The 21091-nt window shown below is 59.3% G+C and carries 20 protein-coding genes, 1 tRNA gene and 1 pseudogene; 10 read left to right on the top strand and 12 right to left on the bottom strand.

The genetic code is table 11. The features are described 5' to 3' along the window. Positions 1-278: hypothetical protein (locus AC0IXS_RS27045; protein WP_471826169.1), on the bottom strand; the 278-nt coding region annotated here is incomplete at its 3' end. Between the two features lie 366 nt (positions 279-644). On the opposite strand from AC0IXS_RS27045, the gene AC0IXS_RS27040 reads away from it, so the two are divergent. From AC0IXS_RS27040 to AC0IXS_RS27030, 3 genes are read left to right on the top strand one after another with little or no spacing between them, the layout of a single operon-like run. After that, positions 645-1088, top strand: coding sequence for a MarR family winged helix-turn-helix transcriptional regulator (locus tag AC0IXS_RS27040; protein ID WP_191958021.1), 444 nt, complete (start codon positions 645-647; stop codon positions 1086-1088). Positions 1089-1107: 19 nt separating this feature from the next. Continuing rightward, positions 1108-1842 carry an NADPH-dependent F420 reductase gene (locus AC0IXS_RS27035; RefSeq protein WP_057410179.1) on the top strand — a complete coding sequence of 245 codons (735 nt, stop codon included), beginning with the start codon at positions 1108-1110 and terminating at the stop codon, positions 1840-1842. A 40-nt stretch (positions 1843-1882) separates the two neighbouring features. Beyond that, the gene (locus AC0IXS_RS27030) at positions 1883-2122 is read left to right on the top strand and encodes a hypothetical protein (protein ID WP_471826166.1); all 240 of its coding nucleotides are present in this window, start codon (positions 1883-1885) and stop codon (positions 2120-2122) included. Positions 2123-2176: 54 nt separating this feature from the next. On the opposite strand, the gene AC0IXS_RS27025 is transcribed toward AC0IXS_RS27030, so the two are convergent. Continuing rightward, the gene (locus tag AC0IXS_RS27025) at positions 2177-2380 is read right to left on the bottom strand and encodes a hypothetical protein (RefSeq protein WP_057410180.1); all 204 of its coding nucleotides are present in this window, start codon (positions 2378-2380) and stop codon (positions 2177-2179) included. A 264-nt stretch (positions 2381-2644) separates the two neighbouring features. Here AC0IXS_RS27025 and AC0IXS_RS27020 point away from each other — a divergent pair, with 264 nt between their 5' ends. From AC0IXS_RS27020 to AC0IXS_RS27010, 3 genes are all read left to right on the top strand, one after another. Continuing rightward, positions 2645-2851, top strand: coding sequence for a hypothetical protein (locus AC0IXS_RS27020; RefSeq protein ID WP_025993582.1), 207 nt, complete (start codon positions 2645-2647; stop codon positions 2849-2851). Between the two features lie 138 nt (positions 2852-2989). Further along, on the top strand, positions 2990-3259 hold the full coding sequence (locus AC0IXS_RS27015; protein ID WP_025993581.1) for a DUF6388 family protein: 270 nt from the start codon (positions 2990-2992) through the stop codon (positions 3257-3259). A 534-nt stretch (positions 3260-3793) separates the two neighbouring features. Continuing rightward, positions 3794-3867 (top strand) — tRNA-Cys (locus tag AC0IXS_RS27010). Positions 3868-4004: 137 nt separating this feature from the next. On the opposite strand, the gene AC0IXS_RS27005 is transcribed toward AC0IXS_RS27010, so the two are convergent. The 4 genes from AC0IXS_RS27005 to AC0IXS_RS26990 form a co-directional block, all read right to left on the bottom strand. Further along, entirely contained in the window at positions 4005-5726 is a 1722-nt protein-coding gene (locus AC0IXS_RS27005) for a tannase/feruloyl esterase family alpha/beta hydrolase (RefSeq protein WP_471826164.1), read from the bottom strand. Between the two features lie 464 nt (positions 5727-6190). Continuing rightward, positions 6191-7591, bottom strand: a complete 1401-nt coding sequence (locus AC0IXS_RS27000) for an LLM class flavin-dependent oxidoreductase (RefSeq protein ID WP_471826162.1) — start codon at positions 7589-7591, stop codon at positions 6191-6193. A gap of 4 nt (positions 7592-7595) precedes the next feature. Further along, positions 7596-8036, bottom strand: a complete 441-nt coding sequence (locus AC0IXS_RS26995) for an acyl-CoA dehydrogenase (RefSeq protein ID WP_122668281.1) — start codon at positions 8034-8036, stop codon at positions 7596-7598. A gap of 15 nt (positions 8037-8051) precedes the next feature. Beyond that, a complete protein-coding gene (locus AC0IXS_RS26990) occupies positions 8052-9254 on the bottom strand; it encodes an SfnB family sulfur acquisition oxidoreductase (protein WP_164672301.1) in 1203 nt (400 codons plus the stop codon). A 370-nt stretch (positions 9255-9624) separates the two neighbouring features. Here AC0IXS_RS26990 and AC0IXS_RS26985 point away from each other — a divergent pair, with 370 nt between their 5' ends. Then, positions 9625-10863 carry an acyl-CoA dehydrogenase family protein gene (locus AC0IXS_RS26985; RefSeq protein ID WP_122668279.1) on the top strand — a complete coding sequence of 413 codons (1239 nt, stop codon included), beginning with the start codon at positions 9625-9627 and terminating at the stop codon, positions 10861-10863. A 9-nt stretch (positions 10864-10872) separates the two neighbouring features. Here AC0IXS_RS26985 and AC0IXS_RS26980 read toward each other — a convergent pair whose 3' ends face one another. The 6 genes and pseudogenes from AC0IXS_RS26980 to AC0IXS_RS26955 all read right to left on the bottom strand — a co-directional run. Continuing rightward, positions 10873-11859 carry an ABC transporter permease gene (locus AC0IXS_RS26980; protein WP_057410263.1) on the bottom strand — a complete coding sequence of 329 codons (987 nt, stop codon included), beginning with the start codon at positions 11857-11859 and terminating at the stop codon, positions 10873-10875. Beyond that, complete coding sequence (locus AC0IXS_RS26975; protein ID WP_057410262.1) at positions 11856-12860, bottom strand: ABC transporter permease; 1005 nt, start codon at positions 12858-12860, stop codon at positions 11856-11858. Before AC0IXS_RS26975 ends, AC0IXS_RS26980 begins: the two co-directional genes overlap by 4 nt. Further along, positions 12847-14403: a sugar ABC transporter ATP-binding protein gene (locus AC0IXS_RS26970; RefSeq protein WP_471826159.1), complete on the bottom strand. Its 1557-nt coding sequence runs from the start codon at positions 14401-14403 to the stop codon at positions 12847-12849. Before AC0IXS_RS26970 ends, AC0IXS_RS26975 begins: the two co-directional genes overlap by 14 nt. Positions 14404-14416: 13 nt before the next feature. Beyond that, positions 14417-15421: a sugar ABC transporter substrate-binding protein gene (locus tag AC0IXS_RS26965; RefSeq protein ID WP_137203346.1), complete on the bottom strand. Its 1005-nt coding sequence runs from the start codon at positions 15419-15421 to the stop codon at positions 14417-14419. Positions 15422-15662: 241 nt separating this feature from the next. After that, the gene (locus AC0IXS_RS26960; protein WP_412778834.1) at positions 15663-16370 is read right to left on the bottom strand and encodes a methyl-accepting chemotaxis protein; all 708 of its coding nucleotides are present in this window, start codon (positions 16368-16370) and stop codon (positions 15663-15665) included. 393 nt (positions 16371-16763) lie between these two features. Further along, positions 16764-17291 (bottom strand): annotated as a pseudogene (locus AC0IXS_RS26955) (MCP four helix bundle domain-containing protein); the annotation flags it as partial. A gap of 239 nt (positions 17292-17530) precedes the next feature. Between AC0IXS_RS26955 and AC0IXS_RS26950 the strand changes: the two are divergent. From AC0IXS_RS26950 to AC0IXS_RS26940, 3 genes are all read left to right on the top strand, one after another. After that, on the top strand, positions 17531-17959 hold the full coding sequence (locus AC0IXS_RS26950; RefSeq protein ID WP_025995871.1) for a VirK family protein: 429 nt from the start codon (positions 17531-17533) through the stop codon (positions 17957-17959). A 177-nt stretch (positions 17960-18136) separates the two neighbouring features. Then, positions 18137-18709: a sterol desaturase family protein gene (locus AC0IXS_RS26945; protein ID WP_471826156.1), complete on the top strand. Its 573-nt coding sequence runs from the start codon at positions 18137-18139 to the stop codon at positions 18707-18709. Positions 18710-18784: 75 nt separating this feature from the next. Next, positions 18785-21088 (top strand): FdhF/YdeP family oxidoreductase, encoded by a 2304-nt coding sequence (locus AC0IXS_RS26940; protein WP_471826154.1) that lies wholly within the window; start codon positions 18785-18787, stop codon positions 21086-21088. The last annotated feature ends 3 nt before the right edge of the window (positions 21089-21091 follow it).

The following is a 21091-nucleotide window of genomic DNA, read 5'->3' as shown; positions in this document are numbered from 1 at the left end:
TCCGCGTTTTTGGCAGCGGCCGTAGCGAATTCGTAGTTGACCCAGTAATCCTGTTCCGTGACCGTCCTGGACCCTTGCAGATTTTCAAGACAACGTTGCAGGGCATGAACAATCAGACCGTCTTTTAGCGCGACTTTGGCGGCTTCGGGGCCTTCATTGAGCCTGATAGTCTCTTCGAGCTGTTGAACTTCAATGATCTTTTCCTTGAGCGCCTGCTTTGCAAATGCGTCGCGATCGAGGATCTTGTTCCACAACCTGTTCACCAGCCTGACTGCCATCTTGAGCTCCGTTGATCCGGCGTCATGCCGGTCATCCGTAATACCTCATCCACAATCGACTTACCACCCTATGCGCAAGCAGCAGGGAGCTTCGATATAAAAAACAAAAGCTGTTCACTAATGGTTTCCAGATTTTCGATATAAGAGCGTGCCCCAAAAAACTGATCACCTTTACCGTTCCTGATTTTGCCCAGGCGCGATCCTGTGGGGCAATTCGCTGGCGGCCTGCTGCCCGAGCGCAGTCATGGGTTCCAGTACCGCCCACTGAAAGCCGACCACTCCTACGTCCAGCCAAACCCGAGGCTTGATCATCTCCAGCAAACCCGCTAATTTATCTAGCACACTACATAATAGCCAACTAGATAAATGCCAAATCAAAACGATACCCCCACCCGTAGAGAAGTCGGCCAGCAGCTGTCATTCGCGCTCTACAGCGCAGCGAACCGGATGGCGCGGCTGCACAAGCCGCTTCTGGAGCCGTTTGGCCTGACGTTCCCCCAGTACCTCGTGATGCTGGAGCTTTTCAGCGCCGCGCCTCGTGCAGTGGGCGACCTGGGCACGAAGCTTGGCATGGACACCGGTACGATCACGCCGCTTTTGAAGAGGCTTGAGCTTCTGGGCGTCGTGACTCGCACCCGCGACCGGACCGATGAGCGCCGGGTACTTGTGGCGCTTTCTGCCGCAGGCGAAGCGCTGCGGCATGAGCTTTGGGGCATTACCGAGAAAATCGAATCAGCGTGTCAGCTTACAGCCGAAGGGTTGCTGGACCTTCGTGACACGCTCAATGCGTTTGCACACCCAGCCAAATGACAGTACGGAGTTTATCCAAATGAAAATCGGAATTATCGGCGCAGGCAATATCGGCTCCACCCTCGCCCGCAAGCTCGCTGCCTGCGGCCATGACGTCAAACTGGCGAATTCGAAAGACCCTCAGAGCATTCAGGCGCTTGCCAATGAACTCGGCGCACGCGCAGTCGCCAAGGAAGAGGCGGTAGCGGATGTGGACGTCATCATTCTCTCGGTACCTTTCGCAAAATACCCGGATCTTCGGGGCACATTGAGTAAAGCCTCCGAGTCAACGGTCGTCATTGATACGTCCAACTATTACCCGGTACGTGACGGCGCAATCAAGGAAGTCGATGATGGCAAGCCGGAGAGTATCTGGATCAGCGAGCAAATCGGCCGCCCTGTCGTCAAGGCGTGGAATGCGGTGCTCTCGGCGACTCTGATTGAACAAGGCCAGCCCGCAGGTTCCTCTTCACGCATAGCCTTGCCTGTAGCGGGCGATGACGTGGACGCAGTGGCAATTGCGCAGAGACTTGTAGAGGATACGGGATTCGATGCGCTGGCCACGGGCAATCTCGCAAACTCATGGCGTCAGCAGCCTGGCACACCCGCCTACTGCACCGAATTGACGCTGCCAGAACTGAAATTGGCTCTGGATGCAGCGGATAAAGCACGCGTGGCGCAAAACCGGGATGCGCTGTTTACCCGGTTTACGGCCTCTTGGGGCCAACTTACACGCGAGCAAATGGTCGCTTCCAATCGTGCCATGACGGCATGAAGAGCGGCCGATGTACCCTCAGTCAACGAGGAATGCAGCGATGAAACTCGAAGAGATGGCCCTCGCGCCAGCGATAGAGACCGAGGCAGCCCGTATTGTGCAACGGATCGAAATCGCTGACGGTTTGCTGGAAATGGCGACTGCAGGCGGCGTGGGCGAAGGCTTTTTAATGGGGTTGGCCTGTGCCAATGCAGTGTCGACGCAAGATATAGAAGCACTTGAAGATCTGTTCAGTCAGGTCATGACACGCAAGCTGGCTGAAGCCCGCAAACAGTCGTAAACAGCGCGTTGCAAAAGACCCCGCCTGGGCGGGGTCTGGCGCTCGTGACGTACTTCAGGCGCCGCTGCCCAGCGACGGAACCTCTGTTTCATCAACCGGAGGATTGACCGGCATGTCCGGGTCGCCACTCAGGTCGTTGCGAGAGGTATCCTGGTCGTCAGCCTGGTCGCTCTCTTTATCCGGATAAACCTCTTCCTCGCTACCGGGCTCTGCCGGTCCGGGATAAGCGTTTTCGGGTCCATTGTCTTCAATGCTCATTATCAGCTCCTCAAACCTGCTGCGCAGGATATCTGCGCTTAAAGATGAGAAAATGGCGGGCAACTGGAAGTGCCTGAAAGCAGACAAGCGGAACGAAAACGTCGCATGTTTCATGACTCGGAGCCGTCTGTCAGGGTTTTGCGCCGACCGGTGCACTGTATGGCTCGCGGCTTGCTATATAACGTTCTGACGGCGTCAGAAACGATGTATTTCTGACGTGTCAGCCACCCTTTGGAATGCCGTTCAGTCATCAGGAGATGCACCGTGTCAACTCTCAGTGAAATCGCAGCGAACCACGCGAAGCACTTATCAGCACTGGAAACTGAGTCGGCTCGATTGAACGCGCCCTGCACGCCTGTTTTACAGGTCTTTGAAACGCCGCCATTCCTGGCCATAGAGCAAATGCCGCCGCACGCCATCGCAGCCATCAGCGAAGGCATTCAGACCCAGACAGCAAGCTACTCACTCTGAACCTGAACACCCCGTGTCAGTGCCAAACGTCCGGCGCTGACTGCTGCCTTCGGCAAACATTCGCCGACGAACTGCACACAACATTTGCTCAGGTCCGCCGATAGAGGTATCGGTCGATATTTTCAAGGAGAGAAACACATGCTTTTCACGGACACCCAGATCAGCCAGGCACTCGAAATCTTCATCCGTCGCGATGAACAACTTCAGCAGGAGCTGGCCAACTTCAATCGTCACCCAGGCGGTTTGTTCATCAGCGAGCGTCGTGCGGAGCACGCACGGTCGGCGTTCCTGCGGGCAGCACAGGAACGCGATACAACGCCTCATGACTTTGCCTTAAGACTTCTCGCTCGCACGCCTTCGGAGCTGGAGCAACTGCGCGAAGAACGTCGGATGCGGATGGCGGGCTGAATCAGGCGCCGGGATCCGTTTCGGAAAAGTTGACGTCAAACGCCTGATAGAAAGCAGCGCCAGTGTCCGCCACTATCCAAAGCAACAAGATCAAGTGGTGCCCTTTTTAGTGAGCGGAAGGAGGACCTAGTGCCTGTCCTTGGGCTTCATATCTGCCTGATGATCGTAGTAAGGCTCATATGAATACAGGTCGTCATAAAAAGGATCAGGCTCAAGTTCGGCACGCGTGATGCGAGCTTTTTCGTTCCAGTGGACGAAATCCAAATCATGCCTTGAGCGCTGCCCGCAAAACCGGTCGGCATTTCATAGTGCTGCAGCCTGAGGCTGTCGAGAAGAACGTATCATCGTTAAGGCACCCGATGAATTATTTTCGCCCCGTTCTTGACATGCCATTCGAACCAGTACAGAATTGCGTCCATTCCCGACTGGGGAATTGAAAAAAACCCTTAAGATTCAATGGGTTGGAAGACAAAGATATTTCTCTTCCGAAAAGTTTACTACGTTTGGTGCAGCGGTAACGCATCGGATGTTTGAGGCCGAGTAGCAAAATGGTTATGCAGCGGATTGCAAATCCGCCTACGCCGGTTCGATTCCGACCTCGGCCTCCACTCTTGAAAACCCCGTCAGTTTCGATTGACGGGGTTTTTTATTGCCTGGCAGAAATGCGCCGGCATCACAGCATGGGCACGATCAGTAATTACCTGATCATGCCCGTTCGTTCTGCGTCGAAAACTTGCCAGAGCAATCAGCGCTGCAACGGCTCGTAAGGCTGGAAGAAGCCGCTGCCCATCCATTTCGGTGTCTTCTCGGCCGTCAGCGGTTCAGAGCGCTGGTAGCTGTTGGCGCGTTTCGAATAGCCCTTGTGGTCGTACTCGGCCATGTACGGATACGGGAACACCTTGCGCGTGCGACCGCGATTGGAAATGTCTTCCCGGGTCATGAACGCTGGCAGGCTCGCTGCAACAACCTTATCGACCGGCTGCGGCTGGTACTGACGGGCAACGATGGCGCCCGGAGCCTGACCTTTTTCCACCCAGGCCATGATCGGCGTCAGCAGGTCTACCTCGCTCGGCCCTTCTCCACGACCGCAGTGGTAGACGCCGGGCAGCATGTACAGCCGCGTAAAGGATTCAGTGCGCGCCTTGCCCATGTACGCCTCGACCGCCTCGTGATAGGCCAGGGTATTGAGGGGCGAGACCTGCGGATCGGCCCAGCCGTGCCAGAGGATCAGCTTGCCGCCGCGGCTGGCGAAAGGAGCGAGATCGGGATTGGTCGCGTCGTACAGCGTATGCAGCGGACGCAGACGTTCGAAGGTGCTTTTGTCAAAGCGCAGATCGGCCAGCTTGAAGTCCGCCGGAGGGTTTTTTTCGAACACCAGGCTGCGAATGGACTGCTCGGCAATCTGTTGACTGACGATAGGCTGATCAGCAGAAACAGGTACGAACAGACCCGCCCAGGCCAGCTCCGAACCGGGTTGCGGACCGCCCACGATCAGCCTTTCTCCGCTTGCCGGATCTTTGGGGCCGTCGTAGATGCGCCGCACAGCCTCCACTTCCGGCGCGGTGAGGCATTTGGCGGTGTCGGCAGACACTTTGCACTGCACCACCGAGGGGTCAAAGCGGCAGAGTCTGGGGTCGGAGATCAGACCATCGATCTGTCCATCCAGCACGTCGCACTGCGCCAGCACCGCCTTGTGCAGGATCGGCAGGCGGGACGCGAGGATGATCGGCTTGCCATCAGGACCGGTGTTGGCGCGCGCTACCCATCCGTGAAACAACACTTTCTGCACCTGAAAATTCAGCGCAGCGGCGCCCGCGATGATGCCATTGAAGTCTTCCGGGTAGCGTTGCGCTTCGACCAGCGCTTCACGGCCGCCGTCCGAACAGCCGGTGAAATACGCATACTCCGCCTTGCGGCCATAGAACGTCTGGATCAGCTTCTTCGACGCCAGTGCCGTGAGGTGTACGCCGCGATGGGCAAAGTCTGCACGTTTCTGCGGGTCTTCGCCAAAGGTGGTGTCTACCGTCTTATGCCCCATGTCGGTGGACGCCACGGCAAACGCGCCCGTCTTGAGCGGCTTGCAACTGTCAGCAACGCCCGGTCTTGAATCACTGTGACCACAAAAGCCGCCGCAGCCGACCTGCAGGTAACGTTGCGCCCACGTGTTGGTCGGCAGTTCCAGCTTGAAACCGATCTGCGGCGCCAGCAGGCCTTCCACGGCGCACACCGCCACGCCATCACGGCTGGATTCGCTGGCTGACACCAATCGGCTGCCGGAGCCGCCAATATCACTGAGATCGGTCTGGGTCAGTGCTGCGCAGGCAGTGACTGGCGTGACGACGGGCAGTTGGGCCAGGTTATCGGCCACGTTCGAGGACGGCGTTCCGGCCAGCGCCGGGGTCAGCGGAAAGAAAGAGATGACCAATAGCGCAAATACGCTGGAACGACTCGGCATCGTCGGTTTCATGAGAACTCCTGTTCATGATGGATCAAGACTGAAGCGCGAGCGGGCACTGCCCGACCGCGCAGCAGGTGTCAGTAAAACGTTTGGGGCGTCTCTCGATTCAAAGGTTAGCCAGAGAGATGATTACAGATTCCGGCTTTCATCCATGACGTTGTAAACGGTGACATGAAGGCTCTGCGCCGAGGTATGCAGTCGGGTCACACCATTGGGGAGGATGTTGATCATGCCCACGCGGAACGATGGGCACGATCAGTGTTTGACAGACTTGTGTATAACGATGAGCGCGGAGCGTAGGAACGATCAGCGTGATCTCAAGCACGCCGATCATGCCCATGCCTGTGCTCAGCGTTATACCCGAGTCCTGCCGCCTCCCACGGGGTATGCATTCAGTGCGCGTCTTGCGGATTTGTGTACAACGATGAGCACAGAGCGGGGGGAACGCTCGTCATCGTATTGCACGAGGACGCTCAGGCGCTCTGCAGCTCTCGCTGGCGAGCCAGCGCCGCCAGATCACGAAACGCCGCGCCCGGATGAGGTGCCTGCAGACGTGGTCCGCTGTCGAACAACTTCTCGCGCAGCGTGCCCTGAGCGTATTCGGTCTTGTAGACACCACGCTTCTGCAACTCCGGCACCAGCAGGTCAACCGCGTCGATAAAGGTTTCGTGGGTCAGCGCGTACGCCAGATTGAAGCCATCGACGTCGGTGTCTTCGACCCATTCCTGCAACAGATCGGCGACGGTTTCCGGGCTGCCGACGAACAACGGGCCGAAACCACCGATGCCGACCCAGTCGGCCAGTGCCTGTGGGGTCCAGATGGTGTCGGGGTCGGCGGTAGAGAAGGTTTTCACGGCTGACTGGATGGCATTGGTGTGCACATGCCTGAGGGGTTCGTCGGGTCTGAACTGGCTGAAGTCGATGCCGGTCCAGCCGGAAATCAGCGCCATTGCGCCCTCATAGCTGACCCAGCTTTTGTACTCCTCGAACTTGGCTTTCGCCTTGGCATCGGTCTCGCCCAGGATCACGGTCTGCAGGTTGAAAATCAGCACGCTGGCCGGATCCCGACCCGCTTCGGCCGTGCGCCGACGAATGTCGGCAACCGTTTTCTTCAGCAGCACTTTCGATGGCGAGGCGACAAACACGCATTCGGCATGCTCGGCGGCGAATTGCTTACCCCGGCTGGACGCACCGGCCTGATACAACACGGGCGTACGCTGTGGCGAAGGTTCGCACAGGTGGATGCCGGGTACCTGGAAATGCTTGCCGACATGACGAATCTCATGAATTTTGCTCGGGTCGCTGAACACGCGTCGCTCCCGGTCGCGCAGAATAGCGCCCTCTTCCCAACTGCCTTCCCAGAGCTTGTAGCAGACCTCCAGATACTCCTCGGCGTAGTCATAGCGGGCATCGTGTTCGGTCAAGGTTTTCTGACCCAGATTCTTCGCCCCACTTTCCAGATAGGACGTCACGATGTTCCACCCTGCCCGGCCTTTGGTCAGGTGATCCAGAGTCGAGAGGCGTCGGGCGAACGGGTACGGATGTTCGAACGACAGTGAAGCAGTCAGTCCGAAGCCCAGATGCTCGGTGACCAGCGCCATCGGCGGAATCAGTTGCAAGGGATCATTGACCGGCACCTGCGTAGCCTGGCGTATCGCCGCCTCGCCATTACCGCGATAGACGTCGTAAATACCCAGCACATCGGCGATGAACAGGCCGTCGAACTTGCCGCGCTCCAGAATTTTTGCCAGATCGGTCCAGTATTCCAGGTCCTTGTACTGCCAGGAGCGATCTCGGGGATGAGCCCACAGACCCGGTGATTGATGACCCACGCAGTTCATGTCGAAGGCATTGAGGCGAATTTGACGGGACATGCAATCACTCCTGAAGCTGGGGCGGCGCGACGCCGTTGAGGCGGTGGTTGCCCAACACCTGATAGTGCCAGCGCAGCGGCTCACGACCGGCCATCGACGGCAGAGACTGACGCTGGCCGGTCAGTTCGTGCTGGACGTTGTCTACCGCCAGCAAGGCATCGGCGCTGGCAATGACCGCTTCGGTGCTGGCGATCAGACGCTGTTCGGGCGAGCCGTCAAGCGTCTGTGCCCGCTCCAGCAGTGCTGCCGCCAGGTCGATGCGAATCTGTAGATCGCCGATCTTGCCGATCACATAAGGGTCCTCGACGATGCGCTGCACATCGCTGAACGCCCAGGGCTGACCCTGCTCGCGCAGGTATTCGAGGGTCTGCTGCAAACCTTCACGGGCGTAGCTCAGTTCTTCGGCAGCGACCGCCAGTTGAGTGTCGATAGTTGGATGAGACAAATGACTGCTCCTCGATCAGTTCCAGGCATGGCGCGGCGGCGCGACACCGTTGAGTACGCGATTGCCGATCAGGTGATATTTCCAGCGGGCGGGGTCATGAAGCGTGTGGGTTCTGGCGTTGCGCCAGTGGCGATCCAGATTCAATGAGCCCAGCACTGAACGGGTGCCAGCGAGTTCGAACAGTTTGCTGCTGATCAGCAAAGCAATCTGCGCCGACAGCACTTTTGCCTGAGCCACCACCACTGAGGCGTGCGCAACGCTGGCTTCACTGGGTGCGGCCAGTGCCTGATCGATGGCCTGCCCGGCCTTGGCCAGAATCGCGTCGGTGCCGTGCAGACGCCATTGCAGATCGCCGATGGTTGCGATGCTGAACGGGTCCTGCCAGCCGAAGTCCAGTTTGCTGTCGATCCATGGCCGCGCAAGACGCGCATGCCTGAGGGTTTCCTCGAACGCGCCGTGGGCGATGCCGGTATCGACCGCCGCCTGAATGATCTGCGAAATCGGACCATGAGCCGTGGGTTCATCGAATGCCCGATGCGCCGGTATCACCGAAGTCCTGGGCACTCTAACCGCCTTCAGGACCGCACCGCCGCTGGCCGTGGTGCGCTGACCGAAACCGTCCCAGCTGTCGATGATGGTCAGGCCGGGATTGTCGCGCTCCACAAAGGCGATAAACGCGTCGTCCTGCTCATCCACGCCCACCACCGGCACGATGTGAGCGAACAGCGCTCCGGTGCAGTAGAACTTCTCACCGTCCACCACTGCGTGTTCGCCGTCGAAGCGAATACGCGTCTGAAAGGTGCCAGCATTTTTGCTTTTGGATTCCGAGAACGCGTTGCCGAAGCGATAGCCCGCCAGCGCCTTGGCAAAGTAATGAAGCTTCTGCTCTTCCGTTCCGGTCTGCAACAGGATGTCCAGAATGCCCAGATGGTTCTGAGGGATCTGTCCCAACGAAGGGTCAGCTGCGGAGATAATCTTGATCACCTCGGCAACCGTCACATAAGACACTCCCGCGCCACCGTAGGCCTTGGGCACAGTGATTGCCCACAGGCCGCTGGCAGAAAACTCATCCAGTTCGGCAGCGGGCAGACGACGCTCGCGGTCACGAACCGACGCCTCTTCGGCAAAACGCACAGCCAGCGCTCTGGCGACCTCGATGGCCTCGGCATCCGATGCAATGACATGGGCCCTTGGCGGGCTTTTTACGGGTTGGGTCATGGGCAGGTTCCTGATCATCGATAACAGGTTGAAAGCAGCTCAACACACAGGATTCAGGTATTGCACAGGCCATGCCTAAACATGACTTTTCTTTAAATACAGTGAGTTAGGAAATACTCTTCAAGCAACATGAGTATTTACCTGAACATATTGTTTGAACGCTGTTGCTGGACGAACAGCGGCGCGCTCGGTATGCCTGAGCCTGGATCAACAGGGCTGTTGTTACGCTGTTCCGCAGCAAACAGCTGGACCCACATAAAAATAAAATATCATTTAAGATCAATAACATAACTTCGGGCACAGACTATGCAACGACCTGAGCGACCTTTCATTGGCCGAGTGCCAATCTTCCAGCGCTCAGGAGTACTGCATGACTTTATCGACCGACGCCAACCCGCTGTCCCTTGGAACCGACTACGAAACCCTCGCCCACCGCTTCCGCCCGATCTTTCGGGAAATCAGCGCGGGTGCGGTCGAGCGCGAAAAAGGTCGCGCCCTGCCCCATGAACCCATTGCCTGGCTCAAGCAGGCAGGCTTTGGTGCGGTCCGCGTGCCCAAGGAATATGGCGGCGGCGGTGCTTCGGTGGGCCAACTGTTTCAGTTGCTGATAGAGCTGGCTGAAGCGGATTCGAACATTCCACAAGCACTGCGCGCGCACTTCGCCTTTGTCGAAGACCGCCTGAATGCGCCCGCCAGCGCGGACCGGGATAAATGGTTCGCGCGCTTTGTTGCAGGTGATCTGGTCGGCAACGGCTGGACCGAAGTCGGCGCGGTGAAGATTGGCGACGTGATCACCAAGGTCAGCGCCCAGGGCGACGGCTTCGTGCTCAACGGGCGCAAGTTCTACAGCACCGGCAGCATCTTCGCGGACTGGATCGATGTGTACGCCCAGCGTGCCGACAACGGCGCCGACGTGATAGCCGTAGTCGATGCGCGCCATGCCGGTGTGCGTCACAGCGATGACTGGGACGGTTTCGGCCAGCGCACCACCGGCAGCGGCACCTCGGTGTACGAGAACGTGCCGCTGCCCGCCGAACACGTGATCCCGTTCGAGCAGCGTTTCAAATACCAGACGGCTTTTTATCAGTTGGTGCTGCTGGCCGTACTGGCAGGCATTGGCCGGGCTGTCGAGCGCGACATCGCTCAGGAAGTACGTGATCGCAAGCGCGTGTTCAGCACCGGCAATGCCGACAGCGTGAGCCAGGACGCTCAGGTGCAGCAGGTGGTCGGGCAGATTGCAGCGCAGGTCTACGCGGCCGAGGCGGCAACCCTGCGTTCGGCGGAACCTCTACAGCGCGCTTACGTGGCCCGGTTCGGCCACGATGCGCAGCAGGAGAAAGACGCCAACATCGCCGCCGAAATCGAAACTGCCAAGGCGCAGGTGATTGTCTCGGAGCTGGTGCTGCGCGCAGCCACCGACCTGTTCAACGCACTGGGCGCATCGGGTGTCAGCGTCAACAAGGCGCTGGACCGCCACTGGCGCAACGCACGCACGGCGGCGTCGCACAATCCGCTGATCTACAAGGCACGCATCGTCGGCGACTGGCGCATCAACGGCACCGAGCCGCCTTACGTCTGGCAGATCGGTAACGGCTCGGGCAAGGCCTGAGCCGCGCTTTCAATGAGTATCCTGTAACAGGTGGCGACTGGCGAAACTGAAGGCCAGCACCAGAAAGATCAGTGCCCCGGTCGCGACCTGTTGCCAATAGAAATTCCAGCCGATCAATAACAAGCCATTGGCAATGACATTGATAAACAGCACGCCCAACAGCGTTCCGGCGATATTGGGCCGCCCCTGACGGCTCAAGGTGGTGCCCATGAATACCGCGCCGATGGCGCTGATCAGGTAGGCATTGCCTGACATCGGCACGTAGGCGTTGACGGTCGAGCCGAGCAGAATGCCCGCCACCGCGCAGGCCAGTGCGCTGCCGATAAACACCTGAACGACAATGCGCCGGATCGACAGACCCGAGTAATAGGCCAGCTGTGGCTGCGTGCCCACCGCCAGAATCTCGCGCCCCAGACGCCCACGCGCCAGCACCAGCCCGTAGACGCCCGCCAATAACGCCACCAGCCAGACCGGCAACGGCAGGCCCAGAATCACCACGCCGGTGATGCCAGGCAATACACCCTGAGCGATGTAGATCGGCTGCCCGCCATCCGACAGCAATTGCTGCACGCTTGTGCCGATGAACAGTGTGCCCAGCGTCGCCAGAAATGGCGAAATCCGCAGCCCTGCAATCAACAGCGCATTGAACGCTCCCGCCGAGCCGCCCGCCAACAACGCGACGACCACTGCAGCGCCCAGCCCGTAACCGCCATTGAGCGCGACCACGAACCCCAGGCTGGCAAAGTCCACGGCGGTGCCCACCGAAAGATCGATACCGCCTGCCGCCACCGCCCAGGTCATACCCACGGCGACGATTGCCAGCAACACGAAGTTGTTCAGAATGAGGCTCGACAGGTTGCCCCAGCTCAGGAAACCCGGCGCCTCCAGCGCGAAGAACACCAGAATGATCAGCACCAGCGCCGGTAATGTGGCCGTCAACAGTCGCGCAAGAACACTGTTTCGTGGCGATGACGCGGTCAGTGTCAGCGTACTCATTGTTCACCCTCCGGTTGGCCGACGGCGCCGGAAAAGGCCACCACCAGCAGAATCAGCACGCCTTGCACGCCGTTAACCCAGAAGCTGGAAATGTTCAGCAACTGAAAGCCGTTGATGAGAAAACCCAGCAACAGGGTCGCCAACAGCGTGCCGGGAATATTGGCGGTAAGACGTCTGGAAAACACCGAGCCTAGAAAGGCGATCGCCACCACCGACAGCAGCAGGTCTCCAGAGCCGGTCGTGCTGCCGCTGAACACCGCCGCGGAGCAGAACGCCCCCAGTGCTGCGCAGGTTCCGGCAATCAGGTAAGTGGAGAACACATAACCACGGGGGTTCAAGCCAGCCGCTTTTGCTGCCAACGGGTATTCGCCAATGGCGTACAGGCGCAGGCCATAGGCGCTGTGCTGAATGAGCACATGCAGCACAGCGGCCACGCTCAATAACATCCAGGCCAGGGCCGGTAAGCCCAGCCACTCACCCGATGCCAGCACGTCCAGCAGTGCAGAGTCGGTGGCCAGCACGGTGTTCTGGGTCAGCACCAGCTCCAAGCCTGCGATCAGGTTCATGCTCGCCAGAGTTGCCAATAACGGCGGCAAGCGCAGAAGCACCACCGCCAGCCCATTCACTGCACCGACCAGCAGACCGCAGCCCAGCGTGAGCACTACGGCTTGCCAGGTTTCCAGTCCTGCGTTGTTGAGGCTGCTGTAGACGGCCGCACACAATCCCAGATTGGCCGCCAGCGACAGGTCCAGCCCACCGCGAACCACGTTGGAGCCGCCGCCGATGACCACGCAGGTCAGCCCCAGCGCGAGAATGCCCAGCACAGCCGACTGGGCAAACACGTTGCTGAGATTGCCGAGGCTCAGGAAGTTGGGCGCACTCAGGGCAAACCCCAGCAGAATGATCAGAAACACCAGCAGCGAACCACGCTGGGCCAGGCGCAGCAGCCAGCCTGCCGACAGGTTCGCTGGCTGATGAAGGGAAATTTCAAGCCCTGACATGTTGGCGCTCCTCATGGGTATGATCAAAGACGGTCTCGCGCTCACTGGCCCCGGTGGCGCAGGCCAGCAACTCATCGCTATCAGTGGTGCGCGCATCGAACTCCCCGGCGATGCGACCCCGGTGCAGCACCACGATGCGCTGCGTGATGCCGATCAGTTCCGGCAGGTCCGAGGACAGCACCAGAACCGCAGCACCGCCCTCGGCCAGCCGGGCGATCAATCGATAGATTTCTGTCTTGGCGCCGATATCGACACCCACGCTCGGCTCGTCCAGCAAATACAACGACGACTGTCGGCTGAGCCATTTGGCCAGCGCGACTTTCTGCTGATTGCCACCGCTGAGCGATTGCACCGCGCTGCCCTGCCCCGAGGTCTTGATCGCCAACTCATGGATCAGCCGTTCGCTCTCGCGAACCTGCGCCTTGCCATCCAGCAGCCCCCAGCGGCTGAACCGGCCCAGACTCGCCAGTGTGATGTTTTCCAGCACCGACAGCGCCGGTGCGACGCCGTGGCTGCGACGCTCTTCCGGCACCAGCGCGATGCCCTCACGGATGGCATCCCGTGGCGACTTCAAATGCAGCGGCTTGCCGTTGAGCAGCAGCTCGCCACGCGAAGGCTTGACCAATCCAAACAGGCTCTTGAGCAGTTCCTTGGCCCCTGAACCGACCAGCCCGGTCAGACCGACCACTTCGCCGCGTCCCACTGTCAGGTCGATGCCGTCATAGGCGTTTCCCGAACCCAGTCCCTTCAATACAAGGACCGGGGTGCCCGGTATGGCCTGCGTCCGGGGATACAGCTCGCCCACCTCACGATTGACCATCAGCCGGGCAATCTGCGCGGTACTGGTGACAGCCGGGTCCACCACTGCCACGTCGCGCCCGTTGCGCAGCACCGTTACCTGATCACACAGCGATTCGATTTCCTGCAGGTAATGCGAGATGTACAGAATCGTCAGCCCTTCATGGCGCAGGCGACGCACGATGGACAGCAAGCGGTCCACTTCCCGCTTCACCAGCGACACGCTTGGCTCGTCGAACACCAGTATTTTGGGCCTGGCAATCAGCGCGCGAATGATCTGCACAATCTGCCGCTGGGCACTGTCCAGATCGCGGATCAGCGCCCCTTTGGGAAACGCCATGGCGAAATAATCATGGATCAACCGTGCAGCCTCACGCTCTTGAGCGCGACGATCTACCAGCAGGCCATGCCTGATTTCCTGACCGAAGAACAGCGCCTCACCCACCGTGAAGCTTGCGGGCAGCAAGCGCTCCTGATGAATGAACTGCACGCCCAGCGACTCCACCTGACGCGGCGTGAAGGCGTCGAAGGACTGGCCGTGAACGCTCAGGCGGCCCTTGTCGGCCTTGTGGATGCCAGCCAGTACCTTGATCAGGGTCGATTTGCCCGCACCGTTTTCACCGACCAGACCATGAATGATGCCCGGCTCGACGCGCAGATTGACCGCATCCAGCGCCTGGGTCGCGCCGAAGCGTTTGGAGATGCCTTGCAGGTGCAAGGCAGGCGGTGACGTCACTGAAGTCATGGTCAATCCCCGATCAATTATCGCCGCGAAGCTGCCGCACTTCGGGCAGATTGCCTGCGGTGGTGAGCAACGTGGGCACCTGGGTTTCCCTGGGCAGATCACGCTGCCCCGCCAGATAGCGCGCGACGTTCTGCACGGCTGTCTTGCCGATCAGCACCGGCTGCTGCGCCACAACGGCTCCGATGGGCGAATCGCTACGGCCAAGCAGTTCCAGCACTTCCGGCGTGCCGTCCACGCCATAGGTCTTGATCTCGGTGCGCCCGGCATCGATCAGCGCCTTGCTGGCGCCCAGTTGCGGAATGTCCCAGGCCGACCAGATGGCCGACACGCTGCCCTTGGGGTATTTGTTGAGCAAGGCCGAGACCTGCGAATAGGCGTCCTGAACGGTATTAGGGATGACATCGCGCAACTCGGGCTCGATGATCTTCAACTCTGGATGATCCTTGAGCGCCAGCTTCAGTTGGTCGTAGCGAATCGCGCAGACCGGCACACCGTAAAAACCGTTGAACACCAGAATGTTGCCCTTGCCACCCGCATCCTTGATCAACTGCCCGGCCAGCGCCTTGCCGGTGGCGACGTTGTCGGAGGTGGTGTTGTTGAGGCTGTACTGCGACGGCGCATCGATGGTGAACAGCGGAATCCCCGCCTTGCTGATGCGTTTGAGCCAGGGATCGACCACGCTCAACGTACCGAGCGTCTGAATGACCGCGTCGGGTTTCTGGGTGATCACGGTCTGCAGCTGGTTCACCAGGTTCTTGTCGTTGCGCCCTGCATCCAGGGTGATCGGTGTACCGCCCAGCCTTTTGACCTCATCGACCTGCGCCTGGAACGCTTTGATATCGAAGTAATGACTGGTGCCGGTCATGCTGATTGCGATGCGCTTGCCTTCCAGCGATGGAACGTCGCTGTCATCGGCCTGTGCAGACATGCCCATGCAGGCAGCCATTAACGTCAGTGCCAGTGCGGGCCAGCGTTTGCCAAAGCGGTTGGAAGTCGAAGGGAGAACGGCATCGGGCATCGGGGTAACTCCGCAGATTCAGGACAGGAATCCGAGGAGCAGTGCACAGCCCGTGCCCGAGCGAGGCGCTGAGGGTTGAACATCGCTGCAAGCCACGGTATTTGGTCCTTTCAGGCCTTTCACCTGAAGCCACCCGACGTGCTTGCGAGCTATAAAACATCCGACAGCGCAGCGCAAATTGCCGATCTGCTGTTGCAGGGGCAACAGCGCACGACGCGTCCACCTTTTTCCAGACAGGCCATCAACGCAACGTAAATTGCCCCAGTGTGGTGTTCAAACCATTGGCCAACTCTGCCAGCGACTGGCTGGCACTCCCGGTCTGCCCGGTGCGGACCGCCGAGTGTGCGGACAGGTCGCGAATGCGCACCAGATTGCGGTCCACTTCACGTGCAACCTCTGCCTGTTGCTCAGACGCGGTGGCGATCATGGTGTTGCGCTCGTCGATGACTGCGACTGACTTCGCGATCAACGCCAGCGCCGCATTGGCCGACTCGGCCTGCTGCCGGGTCTTTTGCGCCTGTTCGGTGCTGACCTCAAGGGCCGTCAATGTACTTTGAGTGCCCAGCTGGATATGCCCGATCATGGTTTCGATCTCGCGAGTCGACTCACTGGTTCGATGCGCCAGCGCGCGGACTTCATCGGCAACCACAGCGAAGCCGCGCCCTGCATCTCCGGCGCGAGCGGCCTCGATAGCGGCGTTGAGCGCCAGCAGGTTGGTCTGCTCCGACACGGCGCGGATGACGTCCAGCACCTTGGTGATGTCCAGCGTTCGAGTGGCCAGCGATTTTGCTTCGTGAGACGCGGTGCCGACGTTCTGCGTGAGTTCAAGAATCGACTTGACGGTGTGATTGAGCTCTTCCTGCCCTTGGCGCGCCGACGCTGAAGATGCCTTGGACTCCTGCGACGTGGCCACGGCATTGCGTGCCACCTCATCAACAGCCTGACTCATCTCGGTCACTGCCGTTGCGGCCATTTCGATTTCGCTGTTCTGCGCCACCAGATCGTTGTTGCTGTCGACGATCAACGCGTTCATTTCTTCGGTCGCCGAGGCCAACTGATTCGCCGCGTCACCCACGTGGGTCAATGTCTTACTCAGACTCAGACGCATCTGTTCCATCGACTGCAGCAACAACGCGGCTTCATCGGTGCCTGCGCGGTCTACGCCGGTAGGTCGTAAATCACCCGAGGCGATGGTTTCCGAGGTCAACAACGCCTGACTGATGGGCACTGATAGGCTGCGCGACAGGCGCCAGGCAAGCAGTACGGTGAGCAGTACCGCCAGCAGCATCACCGCCAGGGTGACGGAGAATGCGCTTCCGTAGACGCTGGTGGCACTGGCGCTCGATTCCTCTTCCGAGGCGTCATTGAGCTTTTCCAGCTTGCCGACCAGCGCTTCCATGCTTTCGGCGATAGCTTTCATCTCGACCCAGGCCAATTGCTGTCCGGCGTCGATCTGATTGTCCTTGACCAGTTGGTAGACCCGCTCGGCACCCTCGGCATACGACTGATACCCCGCGCCGAGCTGATTGATCAGGGCGCGCTCGTCCTCGGATGTGATCAATGGGGCGTAAGCTTGCATGGCGTTCTGAAAACCGGCCTTTTTTTCCAGCAATTCCGCATGCACTTGTTCGACCTGCTGATCCGTATGAGTCGACAGCATTTTCATCGCCGTGGTGCGGGTTTTCTCGAACGCCAGCGCGATGTCATCGCCCAGTGCAATCCCTGGCAGCGAGTCGTTTTCGATCTCCAGGGACTGTTCACGGATGCTTCGTAGCTGTTGAAGGCTGAAAACCCCGAGCCCGATGACGAGAACCACCATCAGCGTAAAGCAAACGGCCGTTCTGACTGCGATTTTCAGCTGTCTCAGCATTTCCAACCCTCTTCCTCAAAGCGGCGACCATATTGCCACCATCATTTGTATCGGCAGATGTCTGAAAAGGATAACCGGACAAACTTTCATGTTGGCCACTGCGACAGGAGGCCCATCCGGGAAAAGCCTTATGGTAGGGTTCGCGCTGCCTAATAACCCCGGATTTGAGCGGCCCCGTCACGTTGCAACACCCTTGTAGCAGGTGACGAGGACCGGTCTGCATTGCTGGAGAGTCAACCATGAAACGTTATTGCGCTGCATTCATTGCCCTGTCACTGCCCGCCTTCGCTTTCGCAGGCGACGCCCTTCGCGACCAGCCTTCCATCATCAAAGCCTTGAACACCGGCGAGTCGGTATCGGTAGTGATCGATCTCGGACAGTGCACGTCCTCGATCAAAGGCGCGGAGCCGTCAAAGACCCAAGGCGGTAAACGTATCGATGCCTATCGCATTACCCCCGATGGCATGTTGGCGTTCTCGGACACACACTTCACGCTCGATCGGGATAACAAGCCTATCGAGCAGTTCATTCGCTACCGCGTACGTCCGAACGGCACAGCCGATTTCAGCATGACCACGCTTAGCGTGCCGGGTTACCAACCAGTGGGTCAGGCCGTGAGTTACGACTGTGCGGTTGGCAAGGGTTTGAGCTTTTTCGCAGGGAAATGAGTGCCTGCACATGAGTAAACGGCGCGTGGCGGCACAGTATCTGTGACGTACGTCACTGGAATCGCGCAACCTTTACCATCGCCGCCACGCGCCTGTTCAGATCAAGGTACATTCGCCCGCTCAAACCCTACGCCATTCCACCTTATGAGCCTTCGGGCACCCACGGATACCTTGAGCATGGCTGCCTCGAACAAATGGCTGATGTCATCGTTTGCGTACTACCTGGATTTCTTCACCGTTCCGCTATTTGTCGTCGTTGCGCTTGGCATCGCGCCTTTTCACCCGTTGCAAGCGATCGCCGGGCTGCTCATCTGGTCGTTGCTCGAATACCTGGTGCACCGCTTTCTGTTTCACGGACTTTACCGTAAGGAACACTGGACGCATCACGTCAATGTGCTGGCTTACATCGGCGTTTCGAGCTGGAAGACCAGTTCGGTCTATTCGGTACTCCTGCTGCTGGCCTGGCTGACCGGACTGACCTCGGCGTTCGTCGGGCTGGTGGCTGGCTATTTCTGCTACATCAGCGTGCATTTCGTGATGCACCGGCCTACGCACCCGGCTTATCGTTTTATTACCGGACTGATCGCCAACCATGATCTGCATCACCGTAAAGGCATCGAGAAGAACTTCGGCGTGTCTTCCCCGCTCTGGGATCATGTGTTCCGTAGCTATCTGCGAACTGAAGCCAGCGCGGTCAGTGCCGAAATTCCCTTGAGACCGCAGGCCTGCGAACAAACTGAACACCCCTGAAATCCGCTGAACCTTTCTCCCCTCGGCTTCGTCCCAGCCTTATCAAGCAGCCTGCTTAATGGCCTGGAGCGACCGATGCTGATTTACCCCAAGACCCGTTTCAAACCCTATACCAACGCCAGCGGCGGCTGGGGGTCGGCTAAGTCGGTGGCGCAGATTCTCTGGCGGGAGAAAGCGCTGACCAAGCCAGCCGTTGCGCTGTTGAAACAGAACAAACCCGATGGTTTTGCCTGCGTCAGTTGTGCGTGGGCCAAGCCCGGCCACCCGCGCGCGCTGGAGTTCTGTGAAAACGGTGCCAAGGCCACTGCCTGGGAGCTGACGTCGCTGAAAACCGACCCGACATTTTTTGCCGGGCACACGCTCAGCGAGTTGCGCGGCTGGGCCGACTACGATCTGGAGCAACACGGCCGGCTGACCCATCCCCTGCGCTACGACGCCAGGAGCGACCGTTACCTGGAAACATCCTGGGAAGAGGCCTACCGGGAGATCGGCGCACAGCTCAAGAGCATGGAGCCGGACAGCGTGGTGTTTTACGCTTCCGGGCGCGCTTCGCTGGAAACCTCGTTCATGTACCAGTTGTTCGCCCGCGCCTATGGCACCAACAACCTGCCCGACAGTTCCAACATGTGCCACGAAAGTACCTCGGTTGGTTTGCAGGAAAGCATCGGCGTGCCTGTCGGCACTGTGACGCTGGACGATTTCGAGCACACCGACTGCCTGTTTTTCTTCGGCCAGAACGTCGGCAGCAACAGCCCGCGCATGCTTCATCAATTGCAGGAGGCGCGCCAGCGCGACGTGCCGATCATCACCTTCAATCCGCTGCGTGAGCGCGGGCTGGAGCGCTTCGTCAATCCGCAATCGCCCGGCGAAATGCTGATCCCCGGCTCGACCGTTATCAGCACGCAATATCATCAAGTGGCCACTGGCGGTGACACGGCTGCCATGACCGGTATCGCCAAGGCCTTGCTGGAAATGGAAGAAAAAGCCACCGCCAACGGTACGCCGCCCGTGCTGGACCACGCATTCATCGCCAGCCATACCCAGGGCTTCGACACCTTCACAGACTATGTCCGCCACAGCACCTGGTCGGAACTGGAGCGCCAGAGCGGCCTGACACGAGGGGCGCTGGAAGCCGCTGCGAATGTTTATGCCCGCAGTCAGCGTGTCATGTTTGTCTATGGAATGGGCCTCACCCAGCACCGGCGTGGTGTGACCAACGTACAGATGCTGGTGAACCTGATGCTGATGCGCGGCAATATCGGCAAGCCGGGAGCCGGTATCTGCCCGGTGCGTGGCCACTCCAACGTGCAGGGCCAGCGAACCGTCGGCATCACCGAAGACCCGAAAAAAGTCCCGGCTGACCTGATCGAGCAGCACTTCGGCTTCAAGGTCCCGGAACAGAAAGGCATGGCGACGGTGGACGCCTGCGAAGGCATCCTCGATGGTCGTGTAACAGGTTTTATCGGTCTGGGCGGTAATTTCCTGCGGGCTATTCCCGACACCTCGCGCATGGAGCCCGCCTGGCAACGACTGCAGTTGAATGTCCAGATCGCGACCAAACTCAATCGCACGCATCTGGTGCCCGCCCATAACACCTGGTTGCTGCCTTGCCTGGGCCGAATCGAAATCGACCGGCAAAACGGCGTCGAACAAACCTACACCACCGAAGACAGCACCGGCTGCATACATGGCTGGAAAGGCAGCGCCCAGCCGGTAGGCCCTGCTGTCCGAGCGGAGGCAAGCATTGTCGCCGGGCTTGCTGCCGCCGCGGTGCCCGATGGCTGTTTGATTGACTGGCAAGCCTGGAGCGACGATTACACGAAAATCAGAACAGCCATCGGCAGCATCTATCCGGAAATCTTTCACGACATGGAAACCCGCATGGCCGAACCCGGTGGTTTTCATCGTCCGCTCGCCGCCGCGCAGCGCAAATGGAACACCGAAAGTGGCAAGGCACAGTTTGTCACGCCTGCCACGCTGGTCGAAAACGACGACATCGCGCTTCCTGAATCCGCTCGCGACGTGCTGCAACTGATGACGTTGCGCAGCAACGACCAGTTCAACACCACCATCTACGGCTATGACGATCGTTTTCGAGGTGTGAGCGGGACCCGTGAGGTGATTTTCATGCATTGCAATGACATAGAGCGGCTGGGCTTCAAGGTCGGTGAGCGCGTCCTGCTGACCACTGCGGTGGAGCCCGAGGTGAAGCGTCAGGTCGGACCGTTCGAAATCATCGCCTACGACATTCCAGAAGGGTGCGCTGGCGCTTATTACCCGGAGTGCAACGCACTGATCCCGATCTGGCACCATGCCGAGCGCAGCAAGGTGCCGGCGGCGAAATCGGTCCCGGTGCGGCTGACCTCGATCAACGCGTAATTC

This window comes from Pseudomonas sp. AC016 (assembly GCF_979253365.1).
Note: the sequence above shows the minus strand (reverse complement) of the source record. Positions and strands in the feature narration are given on the sequence as shown.